Annotated in this window: 20 protein-coding genes; 12 read left to right on the top strand and 8 right to left on the bottom strand. The window is 65.8% G+C overall.

What is annotated here, in order from left to right; translation table 11 throughout:
• The first annotated feature begins 73 nt into the window (after positions 1–73).
• The 5 genes from LG299_RS11740 to LG299_RS11760 all read left to right on the top strand — a co-directional run bounded on the left by LG299_RS11740 (position 74) and on the right by LG299_RS11760 (position 5229).
• Positions 74–1237: an acyl-CoA dehydrogenase family protein gene (locus LG299_RS11740; RefSeq protein WP_404430413.1), complete on the top strand. Its 1164-nt coding sequence runs from the start codon at positions 74–76 to the stop codon at positions 1235–1237.
• A gap of 358 nt (positions 1238–1595) precedes the next feature.
• A complete protein-coding gene (locus LG299_RS11745) occupies positions 1596–2699 on the top strand; it encodes an ABC transporter substrate-binding protein (protein ID WP_404434873.1) in 1104 nt (367 codons plus the stop codon).
• A 79-nt stretch (positions 2700–2778) separates the two neighbouring features.
• Complete coding sequence (locus tag LG299_RS11750; RefSeq protein ID WP_404430415.1) at positions 2779–3651, top strand: carbohydrate ABC transporter permease; 873 nt, start codon at positions 2779–2781, stop codon at positions 3649–3651.
• Positions 3648–4547, top strand: a complete 900-nt coding sequence (locus LG299_RS11755) for a carbohydrate ABC transporter permease (protein ID WP_404430417.1) — start codon at positions 3648–3650, stop codon at positions 4545–4547. The genes LG299_RS11750 and LG299_RS11755 overlap by 4 nt, the downstream gene beginning before the upstream one ends.
• A gap of 1 nt (position 4548) precedes the next feature.
• On the top strand, positions 4549–5229 hold the full coding sequence (locus LG299_RS11760; protein ID WP_404430419.1) for an alpha/beta fold hydrolase: 681 nt from the start codon (positions 4549–4551) through the stop codon (positions 5227–5229).
• A gap of 7 nt (positions 5230–5236) precedes the next feature.
• On the opposite strand, the gene LG299_RS11765 is transcribed toward LG299_RS11760, so the two are convergent.
• From LG299_RS11765 to hisD (LG299_RS11775), 3 genes are read right to left on the bottom strand one after another with little or no spacing between them, the layout of a single operon-like run.
• Positions 5237–5980 (bottom strand): HpcH/HpaI aldolase/citrate lyase family protein, encoded by a 744-nt coding sequence (locus tag LG299_RS11765; RefSeq protein WP_404430421.1) that lies wholly within the window; start codon positions 5978–5980, stop codon positions 5237–5239.
• Positions 5980–6738: an SDR family NAD(P)-dependent oxidoreductase gene (locus tag LG299_RS11770; protein ID WP_404430423.1), complete on the bottom strand. Its 759-nt coding sequence runs from the start codon at positions 6736–6738 to the stop codon at positions 5980–5982. The genes LG299_RS11765 and LG299_RS11770 overlap by 1 nt, the downstream gene beginning before the upstream one ends.
• Positions 6735–8063: a histidinol dehydrogenase gene (gene hisD, locus LG299_RS11775; RefSeq protein ID WP_404430425.1), complete on the bottom strand. Its 1329-nt coding sequence runs from the start codon at positions 8061–8063 to the stop codon at positions 6735–6737. The genes LG299_RS11770 and hisD (LG299_RS11775) overlap by 4 nt, the downstream gene beginning before the upstream one ends.
• Positions 8064–8184: 121 nt before the next feature.
• Here hisD (LG299_RS11775) and LG299_RS11780 point away from each other — a divergent pair, with 121 nt between their 5' ends.
• The 4 genes from LG299_RS11780 to LG299_RS11795 all read left to right on the top strand — a co-directional run bounded on the left by LG299_RS11780 (position 8185) and on the right by LG299_RS11795 (position 12285).
• Positions 8185–9186 (top strand): LacI family DNA-binding transcriptional regulator, encoded by a 1002-nt coding sequence (locus tag LG299_RS11780; protein ID WP_404430427.1) that lies wholly within the window; start codon positions 8185–8187, stop codon positions 9184–9186.
• A 122-nt stretch (positions 9187–9308) separates the two neighbouring features.
• Positions 9309–10289 (top strand): ester cyclase, encoded by a 981-nt coding sequence (locus tag LG299_RS11785; protein WP_404430429.1) that lies wholly within the window; start codon positions 9309–9311, stop codon positions 10287–10289.
• 27 nt (positions 10290–10316) lie between these two features.
• Entirely contained in the window at positions 10317–11468 is a 1152-nt protein-coding gene (locus tag LG299_RS11790; protein WP_404430431.1) for a cupin domain-containing protein, read from the top strand.
• A gap of 10 nt (positions 11469–11478) precedes the next feature.
• Entirely contained in the window at positions 11479–12285 is an 807-nt protein-coding gene (locus tag LG299_RS11795; RefSeq protein ID WP_404430433.1) for a nitrilase-related carbon-nitrogen hydrolase, read from the top strand.
• A 1-nt stretch (position 12286) separates the two neighbouring features.
• Here LG299_RS11795 and LG299_RS11800 read toward each other — a convergent pair whose 3' ends face one another.
• Complete coding sequence (locus LG299_RS11800) at positions 12287–13213, bottom strand: LysR family transcriptional regulator (RefSeq protein WP_404430435.1); 927 nt, start codon at positions 13211–13213, stop codon at positions 12287–12289.
• A 79-nt stretch (positions 13214–13292) separates the two neighbouring features.
• Here LG299_RS11800 and hisD (LG299_RS11805) point away from each other — a divergent pair, with 79 nt between their 5' ends.
• Entirely contained in the window at positions 13293–14615 is a 1323-nt protein-coding gene (gene hisD / locus LG299_RS11805; RefSeq protein ID WP_404430437.1) for a histidinol dehydrogenase, read from the top strand.
• Between the two features lie 105 nt (positions 14616–14720).
• On the opposite strand, the gene LG299_RS11810 is transcribed toward hisD (LG299_RS11805), so the two are convergent.
• From LG299_RS11810 to LG299_RS11820, 3 genes are read right to left on the bottom strand one after another with little or no spacing between them, the layout of a single operon-like run.
• On the bottom strand, positions 14721–15614 hold the full coding sequence (locus LG299_RS11810; RefSeq protein ID WP_404430439.1) for a siderophore-interacting protein: 894 nt from the start codon (positions 15612–15614) through the stop codon (positions 14721–14723).
• 28 nt (positions 15615–15642) lie between these two features.
• Positions 15643–16494: an energy-coupling factor transporter transmembrane component T gene (locus tag LG299_RS11815; protein WP_404430441.1), complete on the bottom strand. Its 852-nt coding sequence runs from the start codon at positions 16492–16494 to the stop codon at positions 15643–15645.
• Positions 16491–18296: an ABC transporter ATP-binding protein gene (locus LG299_RS11820; RefSeq protein WP_404430443.1), complete on the bottom strand. Its 1806-nt coding sequence runs from the start codon at positions 18294–18296 to the stop codon at positions 16491–16493. Before LG299_RS11820 ends, LG299_RS11815 begins: the two co-directional genes overlap by 4 nt.
• 103 nt (positions 18297–18399) lie before the next feature.
• Between LG299_RS11820 and LG299_RS11825 the strand changes: the two genes are divergently transcribed.
• Both LG299_RS11825 and LG299_RS11830 read left to right on the top strand, forming a co-directional pair.
• Positions 18400–18726, top strand: coding sequence for a hypothetical protein (locus LG299_RS11825; RefSeq protein ID WP_404430445.1), 327 nt, complete (start codon positions 18400–18402; stop codon positions 18724–18726).
• Entirely contained in the window at positions 18723–19598 is an 876-nt protein-coding gene (locus LG299_RS11830) for a hypothetical protein (protein WP_404430447.1), read from the top strand. The genes LG299_RS11825 and LG299_RS11830 overlap by 4 nt, the downstream gene beginning before the upstream one ends.
• Positions 19599–19646: 48 nt before the next feature.
• On the opposite strand, the gene LG299_RS11835 is transcribed toward LG299_RS11830, so the two are convergent.
• Positions 19647–20189 carry an ECF transporter S component gene (locus LG299_RS11835; RefSeq protein WP_404430449.1) on the bottom strand — a complete coding sequence of 181 codons (543 nt, stop codon included), beginning with the start codon at positions 20187–20189 and terminating at the stop codon, positions 19647–19649.
• Positions 20190–20192: the final 3 nt, after the last annotated feature.

The following is a 20192-nucleotide window of genomic DNA, read 5'->3' on the forward strand; positions in this document are numbered from 1 at the left end:
TCCTGGCTAGACTCGCCTGCGGCGACGTCGCCTTCCGGGGCTCCGCCATCAGTCAACTGAAAGGACGCAGCTCATGGAGCGCGACATCTACGACGAGGACCACGAGGCGTTTCGCGACGTCGTCAAAGAGTTCATCAAGCGGTATGCCACGGCCGAGAAGATGGCCCAGTGGGAGGTGGACGGCGAGATCGACCGCGCCACGATGCTCGCCGCCGGCGAGCAGGGCCTGATCGGTCTTTCGGTTCCCGAAGAGTTCGGCGGCGCCGGCATGCTGCAGGACTACCGCTTCCGCACGATCGTCAACGAAGAGGTCATCGGCGCAGGCGCCGGGTCTCTCGCCGGTGCCTTCGGTATCCAGGACGACCTTGCTGTGCCGTACCTCGTTCACATGGGCACGCAGGAGCAGAAGGAAAAGTGGCTGCCGCGCATGGCCACCGGCGAAGTGCTCGGCGCACTCGCGATGACCGAGCCCGGCGCCGGTTCTGACCTCCGCGGCATCAAGACCACTGCGAAGAAGACCGATGGCGGCTACATCGTCAACGGCGCGAAGACGTTCATCTCGTCGGGCAAGACCGCCGACATCGTCGTGACCTTCGTCAAGACCGGTGAGGGCAACAAGGCCGATGCCTTCAGCCTGCTCATCATCGAGAACGGCATGGAGGGCTTCGACCACGGCAAGAAGCTTCACAAGATGGGCTCTCACGGTCATGACACCGCTGAGCTCTCGTTCAGCGACGTCTTCGTTCCCGAAGAGAACCTCATCAGTGGAAGAGAGGGTCAGGGCTTCATCCAGCTCATGATGAACCTCCCGCTCGAGCGTCTGTCGATTGGCATCGCCGCCGGTGCCGCGTCGCAAGCCGCCCTCAACTGGACCGTCGATTACACCAAGAGCCGCGAGGCGTTCGGTGAGCGCATCATCGACTTCCAGAACACTCGCTTTCGCCTCGCCGACATGGCCACGACCGTCGACGTGATCTGGGCATACCTCGACCGCGCACTGCTGGCCTACAAGGACGGCAAGCTGACCGCCGAAGAAGCCGCGAAGGTCAAGTTCTGGACCACTGAGCGCGAGTGGGAGATCCTCGACATGGGCGTCCAGCTGCACGGTGGCTACGGCTACATCACCGAATACCCGATCGCCAAGGCATTCCTCGACGCTCGCGTACACCGCATCTACGGCGGTACGAACGAGATCATGCGTGAGATCGTCGGCCGTCAGATCGCCGGCAAGCGGTAAGTCCTTCGCGCCGGATGCCGCGCCTCTGACCTCTTCGAAGGTTGGGGGCGCGGCACTCGTTTGGGCACTCGAGCGGTCGTATACGTATTCAGGGCGGAAACTGCCCTAGAAATTAGGCTTTCCTAACCTCGGTGCATACGTATACGCTGTGGCCATGTCCACCACCACCACGCGTGCCACCGCACTTGTCGCCGCCGTTGCCGTCGCAGCCATCGCCCTTACCGGCTGTGGTGCAGGCAGCCGTACCGGAAACGCCAACGCGACCGATGTCGTATGCGATTTCCCAGATCCCGAGAACGCCACGACGGTCAACGTCCTGGCGTACAACTCATCCGCCATCGACCCTTTCACCAACACGATGGTCTCGAGCTGCACCCGCGGCAACGTGACCGTCAAGCACGACCCGATCGACTTCGGCGGTCAGGTCACCAAGACGACGGCGACACTCGCCGGCGACACCGGAACATACGACATCATCGAAACCTACGGCTTCGTGATCCCGGGCCTGGCCACCGACGAGAAGCTCGTCCCGCTCGATGACCTGTTCGAGAAGTACGCCGACGACTACGACCTCGGAGCCATCAGCGAGTCGATGCGCAAGGGTATGTCGTTCGACGGAAGCCTTTACGCATTGCCTATGCAAGCGCAGATGTTCGTGATGGCGTATCGCACTGACATCTTCGAAGACCTGGGCCTCGAGGTTCCCCAGACCTTCCCCGAGATGATCGCTGCCGCCGAAGAAATCCAGGCGGCGGGCCTCATGGACTACCCGATCGCGCTGCCGTGGCTTGCGACGAGCGATGTCTCCACCAGCTACCAGGCCGTGATGAACTCGCTCGGCGCTGACTTCGTCAGCGAAGACGGCGAGGTCACTCTCGACACTCCGGTCGCAGAGGAAGCACTCGAGGCGATGCTCGCGCTGAAGCCGTACATGGATCCGCAGGTGACCACGTTCGATCAGCCGAAGGTCCAGCAGCAGATGTACAACGGGACCGCGGCGATGTCGGTCATGTTCTCCGGCCGTATGAACGACCTCACGCTCGACACGAACAGCAACCTGTCGGAATCGTTCGGGTTCGCCACGCCGCCGAAGGTGAGTGACGCGGCAGACTACGTCTACACCCGCCTGTCGATCGACGGATGGTCGATTCCCTTCAACACCGCGCTCGACCACGAGATGCTCTTCGTGATGATGGCATCCGCCGTCAGCGAAGAGGCGTCGAAGGCTTCGGTGCCCGCGGCGTTCCCCGCGCGCGAAGGCATGATGACGCCGGAGAACTCGCCCTACGGTGAGGCTGCGAACGGATCGATCGCGGGCGCCATGCCCCCGGTCGTGTCACCGTTCATCGCCGATGTCACCAACGAGATCCGTCCCATCCTCATGCAGGTGATCGCGGGCCAGATCTCGGTCGCCGAAGGTATGGAGCAGATGCAGGCGGCGGGCGAAGCCGTCTCCGGCTGACAATCGACCACCCAATCCGACAATCGTGGACTGTGGCCCGAACGACGCTTCGGGCCACAGCCCACGAAGGGGGTAAGTAATGAAGACACGAGAATTTTGGCTGCTTTTCGCGCCGAGTTTCGTGGTGATGTCAGCTCTCCTGGTCATCCCACTCGTCCGCACGATTCAGTGGAGTTTCGAGGACGTGCGCTATGGCACTCCAGGAACGTTCGTCGGTCTCGACAATTTCGTTGAAGCACTCACGGACCCGCGTTTCGGCAAGGCTGCGCTCTTCACGATCGTGGTGACGATCATCACGACCGCGATCATGCTGGTGCTCGGCTACATCGTTGCGACCGGCCTCAACCGGCTGACGAAATCACGCCCGTTGGTGCTCGGCATCATGCTCATCTCCTACGTCCTCCCCAACCTCGTTGGTGCCGTTGCCTTCTCCTGGCTCTTCGATGACAACTTCGGTGGTGTCGTCAACCGGTTCATCGGTCTCATCGGCGGCACACAAGTGCTGTGGTTCACCGATCAGGTGCCCAATGCGATTCTCATCATCGCGAACACCGTGTGGCACATGCTTCCGTTCGCGATGCTGATCATCCTCGCGGGCCTGCAGGGCGTTCCGATCGAGCTCCGGGAGGCTGCCACGATCGATGGCGCCAGTCCGCTGCAGACTCACCTGCACGTCATCATCCCGACCATTCGAGGTGTGCTCGGTTTCGTCACACTGATCACGATCATGGATGTGCTGCGGATGTTCGACAACCTCATTCCGCTGTCACCACAGGCCGAGACGATCGGAAACGAATCGATCATGCTCTACGTCTACTCCGTCGCGTTCGCCGATGGCGCGCAACAACTCGGTCTCGGCAGCGCGATCAACGTGCTCACGATCATCCTCATCCTGATCATGCTCATTCCCTTCATTCAAGGGATCTTCAAGGAAGCGAAGGCCCTGCGATGACGCTCAACAGCCTGGACCTCTCGACCCGCGCGATCACTACGGGTGACGTGGAGGGCAAGGGTCGCCGCACGCGTGTACGCAAGCGCCCTCCTGTGGTGACCGGTGTGCTGCTGGCGGTGCTCTGCCTGCTCATGATGAGCCCCTTCATCTGGATGGCGCTCTCGGTCACCAAACCCACCAACGTCGCATTCGCCAACCCGCCCGTCATGTGGGGCTACGTACCCACCTTCGATGCGTTCGTCAACCTCTGGGAGACGACCTACTTCTCGGATTACCTCGTCAACACACTGGTCGTCGCGGTCGTCTCGACGGTGCTCGCGCTGGTGATCGGGATTCCCGCCGCGTACGCACTTTCGCGGTTCCCGAGCTACATCTCGGCACTTCTGCTCGTGCTGGCGTTGATCTTCCGTGCGCTGCCCCGGTTCGCTGTGGTGCTGCCGATGTACGACATCAGCAGGGCGCTCGGAATCTACGACACCACGTTCGCGCTGGCGATCGCGCTCGTGGCGATCAACCAACCCTTCACGATTTGGCTGCTTCGGAACTTCTTCGCCGAGATCCCGCGCGAACTGGATGAAGCGGCCATGATCGACGGGTGCACCAGGATCGGGATGCTTCGCCGAGTCATGATTCCCCTCATGGGGCCCGGCATCTTGACCGCCGGCATCTTCGTCTTCCTCTTCGCGTTCCAGGAGTACCTGACCGCGTTGGTGTTGACGGACTCGTCGTCCAAGACCGTGCCGGTGTTCATCGCAACTCAGCTCGGGCAGACGTTGCCCATGCTGCAACAGGCGGGAGCAGCATCCATTCTGCTGACCATTCCGGTGATCCTGATCGCCTTCATAGCGCAGAAGTATCTGGTGGCAGGACTCAGCGACGGCGCCGTCAAGGGCTGATATGCCGCCGTTGGTGCTGCTCGCCGGCATGAACTGCACGGCGGACCTGTGGGCCGACTGTGGCCTGGAATCCGTCATTGCTCCGACGCTCGACCTGCCGTCCATTGATGCGCAGGTCGAGCGTCTGCTCGATGAACTGCCCGATCGCTTCGTGCTCGCGGGGCTCTCGCTGGGCGCCATCGTGGCGATGTCTCTCGCGGTGCGTGCGCCTGAACGTGTCAGCGCGCTCTGTGTGATGTCGACCAACGCGAAGGGCCCTACTCCTGCCCAGCATTCTGCGTGGGCCGCATGGATCGCACGGCTGGACGCCGGGGAGAGCCCGCGGGCGCTTCAGGAGGAGATCGTTGCGATGTTGCTGTCACCGGCGGCGCAACTGCGAGACGACGTCGTCGAGCGAACACTGGCGATGGGCGACGACACACCGCCGGAGACACTGCGCGCCCAACTGCTCCTGCAGTCCACCCGCACGGATCTGCGCTCCGCGCTGGAAAGTATCGACGTACCGACGCTCGTGGTGTCGGCCGATGCCGATGCGCTGTGTCCGCCGAGCTTTCACACCGAAATCGCCGAGGCGGTCCCCCGCGCACGCATGGTCACGCTCGAAGGCGGGCACCTGCTCCCCCTCGAGCGAGGCGAAGCGGTCGGAGCTCTCCTGCGAGGCTGGCTCGCGCAGTCCGGCTAAGTCGATCTCAGGGACGAGCCGCGCGCAACTCACCGAGGTGAGTCATCAGCGCGGCGGCAAGGTTGTAGACCACGAACGTCGCCCCGTCATCGAAGGCGGCGGATGCGGCGGCTCGCGTGCCGACGATGTCCATGCGCATCTGTCCGGAGTCGGCGATCGCGGCGTTGACGTGAGCCGTCGCGACAGCGGGAGCGAGGTCATCCGGGCCGGAGGAGGCGGCGAGGTCCGCAGGACCGATCATGATGCCGTCCAGTCCAGGGGTGGCGAGGATCTCTTTCACTGCGGCGACGCCGCGCGGCGACTCGATCATGCCCAGGACGAGGGTGTTCGCGAGATACCAGTCACGGTGGGCTGCAGCATCCGTCGTACCGAATCTTCCCGCGCGACTGTACGTGGCAAACCCGCGGTCCCCGAGCGGGGGGTAGTGCGTGGCTTCGACGATCGCCTGCGCATCAGCGGCGGTGTCGAGGTGCGGGGCGAGAATGCCCTGCGCACCCTGATCGAGGGCCCGCAGAACGAGCCCGTGCTCGCCCGCGCCCACGCGGACGATGACGGGAACGTCGTGGACGGCGGCCACAGCAATGTGCTGACGCAACGCGACGACATCGGCCGGTCCGTGCTCGCAATCGACCAGGACGAAGTCGAACCCGGCGATCGCCGCCATCTCGACGAGCTCTTCACCGGGCATGCGGAGAAGAACCCCGAGAAGTTTCTCACCACCTTCGGCGCGGCTTCGTAGCGAGGCAGTCATCAGGCCACCATTCCCGCCGATAGATCGACGTCTGCGCCGCAGAGGCCGGGCATATTCAGCATCGCGATGACCGCGAGCCCGACCTCCTCTTCGGTGACCATCCGACCGAGTGCTGCTCGCGAGACGAAGTCGTGTTCGGCATCGGCGACGGTCGTGCCCGATCGCTCCGCCTCGAGGCGGAAGTTGCGGGCCATCCGTGGGCCGGCAACCGGACCAGGCGAGAGGGTGTTCACGCTCACTCCGGAGGGACCGACCTCGAACGCCAGGGTGGACGTGAGTCCGATCACGGCCATCTTCGACGCAACGTACGGCGTGCGGTGCGCGAGTGGACGTTTGCCCGACACCGAAGCGACGTTGATCACGTCGCCGGCGCCTCGGGCGACCATTGCGGGCAGAAAGGCTTTGCACATCAGGTATGTGCCCCGCACGTTCACGTCGAATACGGCATCCCAGTCTTCAACCTCGATGTCGGTGAGCGCCGCGACCGGTCCGGGCACGCCCGCATTGTTCACGAGGATCGACACGGGCGTGCCTTCGAGCTCATCGCGCAGCGCGGTGATGGAGGCGGGGTCCGCGACATCGCAGGGGAGAGCGCGCACACGGTCGCCAAGCATCTCCACGACAGCGTCGAGTTTGGCGACGTCACGACCCACCACGACCACGTTCGCTCCGACGCCGTGAAGGGCGGCGGCGATTGCTGCACCGAGGCCGCTGCCGCCACCCGTGACGAGCGCGGTGCGTCCCGCCAGCTCGGTCATCGCGAACCGGCCTGCGCGGCGAGGCTTTCGTCGATCCACTCGAAAGAGCGTCCGCCGTGCCGCCACGCGCGGGCGTCACCAGATCGGGCGTGGCCTTCGAACAACTCGACGCGCGCGGCGCGACCGCACACCTCACCGAGGAGAGCAGACGAAGAGGTGTCGACAACCTCTTGGTAGGTGACCGTGCGCAGGTACTTGCCTACCCACAGACCGCCGGTGTAGCGGGCTGCGCCGAGGGTCGGGAGCACGTGGTTGGTGCCGATGACCTTGTCGCCGTACGAGACGCAGGTGTTTTCGCCGAGGAAGAGCGCGCCGTAATCGTGCATCTTCTCGAGCGCTTCGCGCGGCTCTTTCGTGAAGACCTGCACGTGCTCGAAGGCGAACGTGTCGGCCAGCGCATAGGCCTCGTCGATGTCGTCGACGACGATGACCTGGCCCCAGTCGCGCCACGCGGGCTCGGCATAGTCCTTCGTGGACATTCCCGGAAGAAGTTCCTCGATGTGCGCGATGACCTGCTCGCCGAGTGCCTGCGACGTGGTGATGAGCACGGCCGGCGACTCCGGGCCGTGCTCGGCCTGCGAGAGCAGGTCAACGGCCGTGAAGAAGGGGTCGGCGTCGTCGTCGGCGATGATGAGGATCTCGGTGGGACCGGCGAAGAGGTCGATGCCGACCTCGCCGAACAGCTGTCGCTTCGCCTCGGCGACGTAGGCGTTGCCTGGGCCCGCGATCATGTTGACGGGCGCGATCGTCTCGGTGCCCACGGCCATCGCGGTGACAGCTTGAATTCCGCCGAGAACGTAGATCTCGTCGGCGCCGGCGAGCTTCATGGCGGCAACGGTGGCGGCGGGGATCTCGCCGCGAATGGGCGGTGTGCATGCCACGACTCGGTTCACCCCGGCGACCTTCGCCGTAATGATCGTCATGTGCGCAGATGCGGTGAGCGGATACTTGCCGCCGGGGATGTACGCGCCCGCAGCCTGCACGGGGACGTGCTTCTGGCCGAGGAACACGCCGGGGAGGGTTTCGACCTCGAGGTCGACGAGTGAGTCGCGCTGCGCCTGGGCGAAACGCCGCACTTGCTCCTGAACGAACACGATGTCGGTGATGACCTGGGGGTCCAGCGTCGCCATGATCTCTTCGATCTGCGCATCGTCCAGGCGGAAAGCCTCGGGCTGCCACTTGTCGAACTGGGCGGAGTACCGTGCCACTGCTGCGTCCCCGTTTTCGCGGATGTCGGCGATGACCGCGGTGACTTTTTCAGCGACGTCGGCCTGGGCGACATCGGTGAAAGATTTCGTCGGCGCGCTCTTCAGGTACAGGGGCATCAGGGGTTCCTCTCAGCACGACTTTCGTGCATACGTATGTTCAATTATGCTTGCGTATGCAGAAGCGGTCAAGGGCGCTAGCATTAAGGCGGGATTTTCGCCACGCGTGAGGAATGGTGACATGGCCGTTACGAGCCGCGACGTCGCTCGCCTGGCGAGCGTGTCGCAGCCGACGGTGTCGCGAGCCCTCCGCGATGACCCACGCGTCTCTGAAGACACCCGGCGACGGGTTCGCGAAGCTGCCGATCTGTTGGGTTACGTTCCGAGCGAGGCGGGTCGGGCACTCTCGTCCGGGCGCACGCGCAGGGTCGGCCTCCTCGTCACCGACCTCGCCAACCAGTTCTACGCGCAGGTCATCGCGCCCGTACATCTGGAGCTGGAAGAGCGGGGGTACCAGCTCATGCTGCACACCGAGTCCGCCGACAACGAGACCGTCGTCGAGCGACTCATCGCCAACGGACTCGACGGTGTGATCCTCGCCACGACCACGATCGACTCGGTCGCGCCTGTGCGGCTGCGCGACCGTGGATTGCCGTTCGTGTACTTCAACCGAACGTCCGCGATGGTGGATGCCGATGCCACTGTCGTTCGCCCGGAGCGAGGCTTCGATCAAGCGGTGGAGCACGTGATCGAACTGGGGCATCGCCGGATCGGAGCCATTCTCGGCCCGAGCAACACCAGCACGGCACAGTCGCGCGAGTCCGCGCTGCGAGCGGCGCTCGCCGCACGCGGTGTCACGCTCGACGCGAACTACGTCCGGCGCTGCCCATTCGACACCTCAGCCGGGGATGAGGCAGCGGCGTCGTTGCTCGCCCTTGCCGAGCCGCCGACCGTGATCTTCTGCGGCAATGACGTCGTCGCGTACGGCGCCCTCAACGCCGCGCGCCGGGCGGGTGTCGAGGTGCCGGATGGCGTCTCCATCATCGGATTCGATGATCTCCCGGCGGCGTCCTGGCCGATCATCGAGCTCTCCACGATCGCCTACGACTTCGCCGCGATGGCGCGCGAAGCGGCGGGACTGGTCACTCAGCGAATCGTCGATCCCGACTCGCCCATTCAGCACGTCGAGTTCGGTACGACCTTTGTTCCGCGGCGCACTCTGGGCGAGGCATCCGCCACCTAAAGCTCGCGCTGCCTGCTCGCTCATCCTTGCGTTCGCGCAATGCATACGCATACACTGCATTCATTGCCCACCATTCGCGGCGCATCGGATGCACGCGAACCCTGAACAGAAGGAGTGCACGCGTGCCTCTCGATCCGGTCGCCTACCTCCCGTACGGAGACCCCGACGATTTCATTCGCGAGGTCACCGACCTCATCTGGGTGGATCGCTCGATCAGCTACATCCGCGAGAACTACGAGCCGGACTCGATCGTCCACGGTGCCTACGGCACCTCGACGACTCGCGACGAGGTGATCGAGGGAACGCTCATGCGCATCTCCTCCACCCCTGACCGAACTGGCCAAGCAGAAGATGTCATCTGGGAGGCACGCGGAGACGACGCCTTCTTGAGCTCTCATCTCGTGCTGTCCGGCCACTTGCAGACGTCGCAGTTCAGCCGGACGATCGCCAACTGCCTCTACCGCCGAGGCCGCATGGTCGAGGAATGGGTCGTGCGTGACTCGCTCGCGGGTGCACTTGAGAGCGGGGCGGATCTCGACGAGCTCGCGCGCGCTCAGGCCTTCCGTGGGTACACCGGTTCCTGGAACGAGGCGGCACCCGCCGACCCGATCGCCATCGGTGACTCCGGCGCGCGTCCGGATGTCTACCGATCCGAGGTCGAGGCCGTCCTGGAAATGATTCAGGTGATCTGGAACGAGCGTGACCTGCAAAAGGTCGAGAAGTACTTCCAGCGCGACCTCGTGCTGCTCACCGTCGGCAACCGTCTCGTCATCCGGCCCGAAGGTTACCGGCGTGCGCTGCTGCGGTTCCTCGAGGCGTTCCCCGCCGGACAGTTCGAGATCCGCGACATCCAGACCAACTACGACGTGCGCTATGCCGGCTTGCGCGTCGCCGTCACCTGGAAGTTCGTCGGTGACTACATCGGCAAGCCGAACTACGGATCGCTCACCGGCAAGCCGGTCGACGTGCTGGGCATTTCGCAGTTCACCTTCCACAACGGAGCGCTGGCCAAAGAGGTGCGTTTGTGGGACGACATCGCCCTGCGTGCACAGATCGCGCAACTCCGCGGCGACGAGCCCGTAGGCCCCTCCAACATCTACTGATCTCAGCGTCAAAGAAAGAAGAAAGAAATGAGCACCGACGTCAACGTCGATCAGACCGAGATCGCGCGCCGCACGATTCGCAAGACCGACTGGGCCCCGCACAACGCGGCCTTCATCGACTGCCGTACACCCGGTTCTGACCGCAAAGAGAACTACGCCTTCATCGGAGGCGGGGTCTCGCAGAATGCCGGACAGGTCATCAACCTGACGGAGGAGCACGGGTTCAACACCGGCGCGGCGGGAATGCCCAACGGCATCTCGAACAACCTTCACCTGCACTTCACCGCTGAGGTCTTCGTGAACCTCGGAGGCGAGTTCCGCCTCCGCTGGGGTATCGACGGCAAGCAGGGCGAGTACGTCAGCACCGATGGCGACATCATCTCCATCCCGACATGGATCTTCCGCGGGTTCACAAACGAGGGTCCGGATGACGGCATCCTCTGGACCGCTCTCGGACGGGATGTCACCGGTGGAATCATCTGGGGTCCCTCCGTGCTGAAGGAAGCAGAGTCGTACGGGCTCTACCTCACGGCGGACAATCAGCTCATCGACACCGTGGCCGGAGATGTGCTGCCGGAGGACGTGGCACTCATCACGCCGATCCAGCAGAAATACGTCGATGACCTCACCACCTACTCAGTGGAAGAGATGCGCGGCCGGGTGATCCAGCCGGGTGACCGGGTCTATAGCCGCAGCGCGCTGCTGTGTGCGAGTGTGCCCGGTGGTGCCGCCGAGCTCAGCCTGGCCATCGGCTACGGCATGAGCGAAGACCGTCGCCAGGTACCCCGCATCCACGAGCCGCACTCGTTCAACATGGCCTGGGTGCGTGCCGCGGCGGGTGAAGGTCTGCTTCGCCACCGTCACGACAAGAACCAGGTGCTCCTGGTGAAGTCGGGACGATGGGCGGTCACGCTCAACGGTGACCCCGAGAGCACCATCGAAATCGGCCCGTCTGACTCGTTCTCGGTGCCCGCGGGAGCGTGGCGCACGTTCCAGTGCCTGGAGGTCGGAGACGGCGGGGCCGGTGAGCTTCTCGTCGTCAACTCGGGCGATGACCGCGTCTACCTGGAGTGGGCACCTGAAGTCGTCGACGCCGCGCGTGAGGCCGACTGGATGATCGACCCGAACGGCTACTTGGCGCCGGTGGGTGTCATGGTCACCGCCACTGAGGACGACTGACACCGTTCGCATGACTCGATCGCTCCGCGTTGCCGCCGCGTCTCCCGTTATTCGTCTGGGAGATGTCGGCGGCAACGTCGAGCGAATCGTGCAGGCCCTGCGCGCGGCAGGGGCTCTCGGTGCTCAGCTCATCGTCGTGCCCGAACTCGCGACGTGCGGCTACGTGTTCGCCGACCGGGACGAGGTGAGAGCGGCGTCTCTCACACGCGATCATCCTGTGTGGCGAAGACTCGCCGCAGCGGTGCCCGAAGACGCTGTCGCCGTCGTCGGGTACGCAGAGCGGGACGGTGACCGACTCTTCAACTCGGCAGCGGTGCTGGAGCACGGCACCCGGATCGGTGACTACCGGAAGGCCCACTTGTGGGGAGCCGAGAACACTCTGTTCACGCCGGGGGATGGCGGAGCCGGCGCCGTCTTCGACACGCGGCTCGGTCGCCTCGGCGTGGCCATCTGCTACGACAACGAGTTTCCTGAAGTGCCTCGCAAGCTCGCTCTCGCGGGTGCTGCGATCCTCGCGCTTCCGGTCAACTGGCCGCTCGTGCCGCGCCCCGAGGGTGAACGCTCCCCGGAGACGATTCAAGCGATGGCCGCGGCGCGTTCCTCGCGGCTGGCGACCGTCGTCGCCGACCGCTGGGGAACAGAGCGGGGCGTCGAGTGGACCGGTGGCTCGTCGATCATCGATGAGGACGGCTGGGTGGTCGCCGTGTCGGGAAGCTACGGCATCGCCGTCGCGACTCTCGATCTGCGCGAGAGCGGCGACAAGTCACTGCCGCCGCACAATGACCTCTTCGGCGACCGTCGGCCCGAACTTTACTGAGCTACTCTGCCCGAGAGCGCCCCGCATGGCCCGCCACTTGTGCGAGCAGCGTGCGCTCGGCAAGATCGGCGAGTCGGCGAGTCGCCGGTGACAGGGCGGCACCCTCGCGGTGCACGAGCGCGATCGTGTCATACAGAGGCTCGGCGAACGGCACCACATCAATGCCGGGCGGGAACGACGCTGACTCGGCGATCGTGCGCGAAACGATCGTGTCGGCCGCGCCCGTGGCCACAAGGCTGAGAGCCGTCTCGACGTGCTCGACTTCGATCGCGGGGTCGATAGTGAGGCCCTCGAGCCGGGCACGCTCGAGCAGTTGCCGCCTGGTCGGGTCGTTCCACCCCGCGTAGGCGTCGTACAGGACGAGCTTCGCCGCTGCGACGTCGGCGATCGTCACCGCGCCCGAGCGCAGTGAGCGTCGGGCCGAGGCGTAGAGCACTTCGTCGCGGAAAAGCGGACGAATGTGCAGTCCCGATTCCGCCACCGGGAGCACCAGAAGTCCCGCCTCGATCTCGCCGGCCGCGATCGATTCGGCGACGAGGGCCGAGTTGATGCCCACCAGTCGCACTTTGACGTTCGGATGACGGCGGTGAAACCGCTGGACGAGGTCGGAGAGGTCGTAGTACGCGGCGTTGCGCAGCACTCCGAACGTGCAGGTGCCGCCTTCGAGGGCGTGGATGGCGCGGATGGTCTCGACGCCGTTGTCGATGGCGTCGACCGCCTGTTCGGCGTGCGCGCGCAGGGCGAGAGCCGACTCGGTGGGTGTCAGCCGCCTTCCTCCGCGGATGAAGAGTCGCACGCCGAGTTCGCGCTCGAGTCGCGCGACGAGTTCTGACACGGATGCCTGAGTCGTGTCGAGGTCGATAGCGGCCGCCGTGAACGAACCGGACTCGAGTGCGGCGAGGAACGCCTTCAGCTGGGTGAGAGTCACAAATCAATGGTAAACCCTATGGATTGCATCGTATCCACTGGGCTTGTGGGGGAGTACGCCGTCGCTCTAGCGTCGTCTCATGCGCTACAGCACCCCACTCCTCCAGAGCTTCGAGGGCTCATTCCGCCACCTCAAGACCCCGCTCATCGATGCTCCCGCCGCCCAGCGGGAGCCCGCGGTGATTGAGACCGTCACATCGATGCTGCTCGACATTCAGAACCGCGGCCTCGACGCCGTGCTCGACTACGCGCGCAAGCTCGACAACTATCAGGGCGGAGACATCGAGCTCACCCCGCAACAGATCGCCACGAGCGGTGACCGTCTGCCCGCTGACCTGCGTGCGGCGATCGAACTGGGCTCCGCGCGCACGAAGGCTTTCGCTGCCGAGCAGCGCTCGCACCTCACCGACTTCGAGACCGAGCTGGTTCCCGGTCTTGTCACCGGCGCTCGGTATGTTCCAGTGTCGCGGGTGGGTGCTTACCTTCCGGCGGGGCGCTTCCCCCTGACGGCCAGTGCGTTCATGACGGTCGGTGTGGCCAAGGCGGCCGGTGTTCCCACGGTCATCGCCTGCACCCCGCCGCAGCCCGACGGTGGTGCGAACGACGCCGTCGTCTATGCCGCGCATCTTTCGGGTGTCGACCGCGTCTTCGTCCTGGGTGGCGTACAGGCGCTCGCCGCGATGGCATACGGACTCTTGGGCGAACTGCCCATCGACATGCTCGTCGGCGCCGGCAACGCGTTTGTGGCAGAGGCCAAGCGTCAGCTCTTCGGCACGGTCGCGATCGACCTGCTCGCCGGGCCGTCTGAGGTCGCCGTGCTCTCTGACGAGACGGCAGACCCCGAGATCGTCGCGGCCGACCTGCTCGGGCAGGCCGAGCACGGCCCGAACTCGCCCGCCGCGCTGGTCACGACGTCCGAAGAGCACGGCCGTGCGGTGATCGCTGCGGTCGAGCGCCAGCTTGCCGAGTTGTCGACCGAGCCGATCGCGGGCCCCGCGTGGCGCGACTATGGCGTCGTCACGGTGGCGAAGGACCGCGAGACAGCTGTCGCCCTCATGGACGACCTCGCCCCCGAGCACCTGGAGGTGCTGACGGCCGACGACGACTGGTACCACGACAACCTGCGCAACTACGGCTCGATCTTCCTGGGTCATTGGAGCACCGTCGCCTACTCCGACAAGGGCATGGCCGGGACGAACCACGTTCTGCCGACCGCTGGTGGCGCAAAGCACAGCGCTGGGCTCTCGGTCTCGCGGTTCCTCAAGCCCCTGACGTATCAGCGCATCGCGCGTGAAGCGACGCCCACGCTCGCCGAAGCAGTTCAGGTGATTTCGGACTCCGAGGGGATGGCGGCGCACAGCGCGACGGCGACGATGCGCCTGGCTACGTACACGCAGAACTGACACCGGATGCCGCGCCCCGGCCCACTTCGGAGGCTTGGGGCGCGGCATCCGTTGTTGGATGCGTGAGCGAAGTTCGGGGCGGTCAGGTGGCGGTGCCGACGCGGCTCACGAGTGGGCCTCGGTCTGCGCGAGCTGCGACTTCGGCGTGGGCGACGACGCACCGACCCGCCAGTAGCCGCAGAAGCTCACCTGGTCTTTCGAAAGCCCGCGCTCGGCGATCAGGTGCCGCCGCGCGCCGGTCGGCAGAGCCTGCTCGCCCACGATGTACGCGTGATACTCCCCCGTCGGAAGTTCGTGCGCGCCCAGCGCGCCCAGCGCGGTGAGCGCAGCCAGCGCAGGCTCGCCCGGCTTGTCGTCATGGTGGCGGATGATCCACCGCACCTCGACGCCGGCCGGGCGCTCGAACTCCAGCGCATCTTCCGCGGCCGGGACTTCGACGATCACGAGGCCCGCAGCATCCGCCCCCAGCGACGCGCAGATCGACGCGATCGCCGGCAGCCCCGTCTCGTCGGCCACGAGCAGCACACGGTCGGTGCCACGCTCGGGGTTGAAGGCGAGGCCTTCATCGATGATCACGACACTCTCGCCGGGAGTGCACGTCTCGGCCCAGCGAGACGCCGGGCCGGCGGTGCCCTCCTCGGCCGAGCCGTGGAGCACGAAGTCGACGTCGATTTCGGCCGCAGCATCCGCCGTCGCCGCGCGATACGCGCGCACCGAGTAGTTGCGCATGACCGGACGCATGCCGTCCGGAATCCGCAGGTAGCGCAGGTAGCCGAAGAGCTTGTGCGCCTTCGCGGGCAGCCGCTCGAGTCCTTCATCGCCGCCCAACGGAAGAAATATGCGGAACCACTGGTCGTAGCCCATCGGGCGGAAGTCATCGATCTCACCACCGCCGAGCGTGACGCGCATCCAGTGCGCCGACAGGCGCTCGGTGCGCAGCACGGTCAGGTGCACGAGATCCTGCGTGGCGGGCTTCACGAGACGGCTGGCCTGTGCCATGCGTCCTCCTTTGACGGTCGAGCGGCGCTCATGAGAGGCCCCAGGGGAAGAAGACGAAGAGAATGACGGCGGATGTTGCGATGAACGCGAGCACGAACACCGTGTCGCGGGCCTGCCAGGGCACGAGGTGCCGCTCGGTGCGATCGGGGTAGGCACCGAAGGCGCGGGCGTCCATCGCCAGGGCTACGCGCTCGGCGTGGCGGATCGCCCCGGCCATGAGCGGCACGATGTACCCGAACCAGCGCGCGACGGCGGCGATGGGTCCGCGCCCGCCGTGCGCTCCGCGCACGCGGTGGGCCTGCCGGATGACATCGAGTTCGTGCCCGAACCGGGGCACGAAGCGGAACGCGGCCAGAGCGGTGTAGCCGATTCGATACGGCACGCGCAGGTGTTGCACGCTCGCCCGTACGAGATCGGGCCCGGTGGTCGAGAGTCCCACGATCAGGCTGAGCGCGATGATCGCGGCGATGCGCAGGGCAGTCGCGTAGCCGACCTCGAGCGCTCCGCCGTACAGCGTCCACGCGCCGATCTGCCAGACGACGACGCTCTGGTCGACCTTTGCCGGGTCGGTCCACACCGCGAAGCCGAAGCCGATCGCCGCCGCCGCGACGGGCAGAGCCAGGAAGAGAATCAGGGCGAGCCGCCGGGTGAAGCTCACGCCGATCAGCAGGAGGGCGTAGGCGAGAGCGAGAAATGCGAGGGGAGTTGCGACATCCCGTACGAACACCAGGGCGAGCATCGCAGGCAGTGGCGCGGCGAGTGTCGCGAGGGGGTTCAGTCCGTAAAGAAAGCGGACGGGGGATGCCACGACACGGTCCGCGTACGGATCGACGTTCGAGTGGGCCGCTCGGGCGGTGAGCACGGGACCGGTCGCGGTCATCGCGCACCCCCGCGCCCCGCCGGGAGGTCAGAGAGGCGTGCGATATCGGCAAGCTTGGGATGCCGCTGGATTCCCTGTAGCGCCTGTCGCAACGGAGGAAGCCGCAGCCCCGCCGACTCGATGAGCTCGACGTCGGCGAAGATCTCGGCGGTGGGTCCGGCTCGAAGAACCCGACCTTCGCTCATCACGACCACCCGGTCGGCGTACTCCGTCACCAGCTGCATGTCGTGCGTGACGACGAGGACCGTCGTGCCCTCGGCATTGAGTTCGCGCAGGAGCCCGAGCAGTTCATCGGCGCGGGCGCGATCTTGCCCGAACGTGGGTTCGTCGAGGGCGAGCACCGGGGCGCCGGCGACGAGAGCCGTGCCGACGGAGAGGCGTCGCTTCTGTCCCCCTGAGAGCAGGAACGGGTGCGTGTCGGCCTTCTCCCCCAGCCCGAACCGCTCGAGTAACTCGCACGTACGGGTTCTGACCTCGGCATCCGCAAGACGCTGCAGCCGCAGGCCGTGCGCGATCTCGTCGTAAACGGTGTGGGCGATGAACTGGTGCTCGGGGTTCTGAAAGACGAAGCCGATGCGCGACGACATCTTGCGGGCGTCGGCCCGACCGACGTCGAGCCCGGCGATGTGGACGGTCCCGCGCGGAGGCGGAACAACCCCGGCGATGGCCTGGATGAGACTCGTCTTGCCCGCGCCGTTCGCCCCGACGACGGCGACGAACTCTCCTGCGGCGATGTCGAGGTCGACCTCGTGCAGAACCTCGGTGCGGCCACGGCGGAGCGTCAGCCCGCGCACCGAGATCAGGGGTTCACTTTCGCTGCGGGGGGAGGAGATCTGGCGAGGGGAGGGCGGGGGAGGGGCATCCCGTCTTCCGATCGTCGAATCCCCTCCGCTCACCACCGAATTCTCGAGGCCGGCCCGCAGTTCTGCAGGAGTGAGCGGCAGGGGGTCAAGCGCATAGCCCGCACGGCGCAGGCGCAGTGCGGCCAGCGTCGACACCGGCAGCCACACGCCCATCGCATGGAGCTCATCGGCTCGCTGCCGCAGCACCTCGTCGACCGAGCCATCCGCCACGACGCGGCCGGAGTGATTGAGCACGACCACGCGCGACGCGAACCCGACGACCGCATCGAGGTTGTGCTCGACCAGCAGAATCGCCCGGTCGCCCGCGGCGACGAGCTCTTCGAGGGCTGTATAGACGTCCTCGATCCCCTGCGGGTCGAGGTTCGCCGTCGGCTCATCGAGCACGAGCAGTGGTGAGCCCATCGCCAGCGCGCAGCCGATCGCGAGGCGCTGGCGCCCGCCGCCCGAGAGTCGGTCGGGGTTCTCGGCACGACGTTCCCAGAGCCCGACGCGGCGGAGGGCCTCTTCTGACCGAACCAGAACCTCGTCCGCCGGCATCCGCAGATTTTCGGGGCCGAAGGCCACTTCATCGAGCAGTGTTCCGGTGACCAGCTGCGCGTCTGGGTCTTGAAAGACCATCCCAACCCGCGTGCTCAGTTCTGCGACGGGTGTCGTTGCCGTGTCGAGGCCGTCGACCAGCACGGTGCCCGCGACCACGCCCGGCACGGCCTGCGGAATCAGTCCGTTCAGCGCGAGAGTGAGCGTCGACTTGCCCGACCCACTTGGCCCGAGAAGCAACACGACATCGCCGGGAAAGATCTCGAAGGTGACGGATGCCGGCACCGCCGCATCCTCACCCTCATAGGTGACCGCGACCTCGCGCAGACTCACCAGCGGCGCTGCCCCCGCGTCGGGGGCGACCGCCGGAGCGGCAGTGGGATCGCTCTCGAGTGCGGTCACGGGACTTCCAGTCAAAGGGACGGTGTGGCTCCAACTTAGCCGACCCTTACCTACCCCTTGTGCGCCGAGGCGGAACACGATCACCCGCGCATATTCTTGCGGTGTGGTGACAGTCGAAACCCTCCCAGGCAAACGCGGCCCGGCCCGTCGTGCGTGGCTGCGTCGCGCAGCGCTCATCGGGTTGCTTCCACCCGCGGCGGTCGCGGTGGGCGTGATGGTGATGTTCGGCACTCACATCGCGCGCGCGACCGGCGACGCCACCCTCGTGAGCGTGGCAGGTGTGCTGTTGCTCGTCGTAGGCGTCATCGCCATCGTCGCCCTCCTGGATTCGCACACTCGCGTGTCTGGCGTATTCGCCCTCGTCATCGCTGCGATCTTCAACCCCGTGGTCATCGGGAGTGTCATCATCGCTGTGAACGGGTCGACGTGACCTCTCCGCGGATAGTCTTGGCCGCTGCATCCGTCGTGGCGATTCTGTCGGTGGCGGGCACACTGCTAGACGCAGGATGGGTCCTTCTCGGCGCGCTGAGCATCGCTGCCGGTGCGATCATCTTTGTCGCGGCAAGGTCGGCCATGCTGACCGGAAGCCGGGTGCTTGCGCCGCTCGCCGTGTGCGTAGTGGCGGTAGGCAACCCCCTCGCCGTCAGCGCTGTCCAGTCGTTCATCGCAGTCGAATTCGACACCATCGCCCGCTCGACGGGCGGCGGCTTGGTGGACTGGGCTCTCTACCCCGGCGTCGCGGATTTGACGCCGACGACAGACCAACTCCAAACCGTCGACACTGCCGCTCTCGCGACGGCCGCCAACGCATCTCTGAGATCAGCGGTGGAGACCCTCGCAGGCGAACTCGGACACGCCTGGACCACCGCGGAGTGCACCACCGGCGTGCTGGGAATCCCCAACGGATTCGGCGGTGGGTCTGAGTTCGTGCGCGTTCAGAGTGCTGTGTGGGTGACGGAGAGCTTCGACGGGAGCGATGCTCAGCGCGAGGTGCTTCTCCGCACTCTCGACAGCGCGGCAGCACAACTCGCGCTCACCGAGATTCGCGACACGGCAGGCGACGTTCGCACCGGCGACGGCATGCGCGAATGGAGGCTGGAATCACAATCACTGTCCCTCACCATCGCCCGCTCGACGGTTTCGATGTCGTTCATCGCCGGGCCCCTGCTCTCATCCTGGACGACTGCCGCTGAGTTCGAAGATGTGGTCGCGCCGTACTCCGGCGTTCAGCCACCCGCAGTCGTGGAAGAGACGCACGTGACCGCGGACGGCGAGATTCTTCCCATCTGTGGGGAGGAGTGATCTGTGGGGAGGAGTGAAACGGGTGGATGCTCCGAACCGAAGTCCGGCCTACCGCCGAGCCACTCCTGCGCGGCGCAGCGCCCGCCCGATCGCCAAGCCCACCGCGGTCCACAGCACCGGACCGAGTAGGAACAGCGCGACATAGACGATCTGCCCCCACAGCGCGAACTTCGCAAGGTCAGCCGCGACCCAGATCGTGACGGCAATGACCGCGCCGACGACGACGGCGCCGGCGAAGAAGCGCCAGGGCTCCCATTTCTTGTACCGGCCGATCGCGGCGATGCCCTCTTGAAGGAGCCCGATGAGCAGGGCTGTGCCGATGTAGCGACCGACCCACAGCGGCACCACGGCGCTGGCCACAAGGGCCGCGACGAGGTGCGTGATGAGGGCGACCCACGGGCGGCGCAGAAGCTCTTGCGCAACAACTCCGGGCAGAACATGGACGCCGAGCACGAGCCCGTAGAGAATCGGCGCCGCCGCCGAAACCGGGGCGCTCAGCGCGCCGGCACCCGCCTGGAGCACTCCGGTGGCCACACCGATCGCTGCACAGGTGAGCAGGATGCTCGTCGAAAGGCGGGAGGTCGGGGCCACCCG

Origin of the sequence: Microbacterium lacus, assembly GCF_044794305.1 — a bacterium.
In the GTDB taxonomy this organism is placed as follows: domain Bacteria; phylum Actinomycetota; class Actinomycetes; order Actinomycetales; family Microbacteriaceae; genus Microbacterium; species Microbacterium lacus_B.

What these genes read in the sequence shown, in the direction of transcription:
- LG299_RS11740 (WP_404430413.1), top strand. Translation starts at nt 74, where the DNA reads ATGGAGCGCGACATCTACGACGAGGACCACGAGGCGTTTCGCGACGTC.
- LG299_RS11745 (WP_404434873.1), top strand. Translation starts at nt 1,596, where the DNA reads ATGGTCTCGAGCTGCACCCGCGGCAACGTGACCGTCAAGCACGACCCG.
- LG299_RS11750 (WP_404430415.1), top strand. Translation starts at nt 2,779, where the DNA reads ATGAAGACACGAGAATTTTGGCTGCTTTTCGCGCCGAGTTTCGTGGTG.
- LG299_RS11755 (WP_404430417.1), top strand. Translation starts at nt 3,648, where the DNA reads ATGACGCTCAACAGCCTGGACCTCTCGACCCGCGCGATCACTACGGGT.
- LG299_RS11760 (WP_404430419.1), top strand. Translation starts at nt 4,549, where the DNA reads ATGCCGCCGTTGGTGCTGCTCGCCGGCATGAACTGCACGGCGGACCTG.
- LG299_RS11765 (WP_404430421.1), bottom strand. Translation starts at nt 5,980, where the DNA reads ATGACTGCCTCGCTACGAAGCCGCGCCGAAGGTGGTGAGAAACTTCTC.
- LG299_RS11770 (WP_404430423.1), bottom strand. Translation starts at nt 6,738, where the DNA reads ATGACCGAGCTGGCGGGACGCACCGCGCTCGTCACGGGTGGCGGCAGC.
- hisD (WP_404430425.1), bottom strand. Translation starts at nt 8,063, where the DNA reads ATGCCCCTGTACCTGAAGAGCGCGCCGACGAAATCTTTCACCGATGTC.
- LG299_RS11780 (WP_404430427.1), top strand. Translation starts at nt 8,185, where the DNA reads ATGGCCGTTACGAGCCGCGACGTCGCTCGCCTGGCGAGCGTGTCGCAG.
- LG299_RS11790 (WP_404430431.1), top strand. Translation starts at nt 10,317, where the DNA reads ATGAGCACCGACGTCAACGTCGATCAGACCGAGATCGCGCGCCGCACG.
- LG299_RS11795 (WP_404430433.1), top strand. Translation starts at nt 11,479, where the DNA reads ATGACTCGATCGCTCCGCGTTGCCGCCGCGTCTCCCGTTATTCGTCTG.
- hisD (WP_404430437.1), top strand. Translation starts at nt 13,293, where the DNA reads ATGCGCTACAGCACCCCACTCCTCCAGAGCTTCGAGGGCTCATTCCGC.
- LG299_RS11810 (WP_404430439.1), bottom strand. Translation starts at nt 15,614, where the DNA reads ATGGCACAGGCCAGCCGTCTCGTGAAGCCCGCCACGCAGGATCTCGTG.
- LG299_RS11815 (WP_404430441.1), bottom strand. Translation starts at nt 16,494, where the DNA reads ATGACCGCGACCGGTCCCGTGCTCACCGCCCGAGCGGCCCACTCGAAC.